This window comes from Vibrio sp. 10N.222.55.C6, from assembly GCF_041473395.1.
GTDB classification, from domain to species: Bacteria; Pseudomonadota; Gammaproteobacteria; order Enterobacterales; family Vibrionaceae; genus Vibrio; species Vibrio crassostreae_C.
In genome coordinates this window covers 1-243 of sequence record NZ_JBFRSD010000246.1, presented here as the reverse complement: position 1 = coordinate 243, position 243 = coordinate 1, and the positions used below count along the sequence as shown (strand labels likewise).

Below are 243 nucleotides of genomic sequence, written 5' to 3'. Positions count from 1 at the left end.
CAGCGCTTACAATAGTAACTAATGATAACTTCTTAATTTCCCCTACATATATAATAGTAGTTGACATTATCATATACACTACTTGTATAGACTGTGATAGCGCTAATGGAGGTAAATAATAAGAAACTTGAGAATAACTTTCACCAAAGACATAGCTATATATACCACTTGGTACAAAATTAAGAGTAACAAAGACACTAATAGGGAAAAGCACTGATAAGAACATTAACTTCTCAATTTTCC

Annotated in this window: 1 protein-coding gene; it reads right to left on the bottom strand. The window is 30.9% G+C overall.

Annotation, left to right across the window (positions count from 1 at the left end):
- On the bottom strand, nucleotides 1-226 hold a 226-nt coding region (locus AB4486_RS23490), incomplete at its 3' end, for a hypothetical protein (protein ID WP_372118962.1).
- Between the last annotated feature and the right edge of the window lie 17 nt (nucleotides 227-243).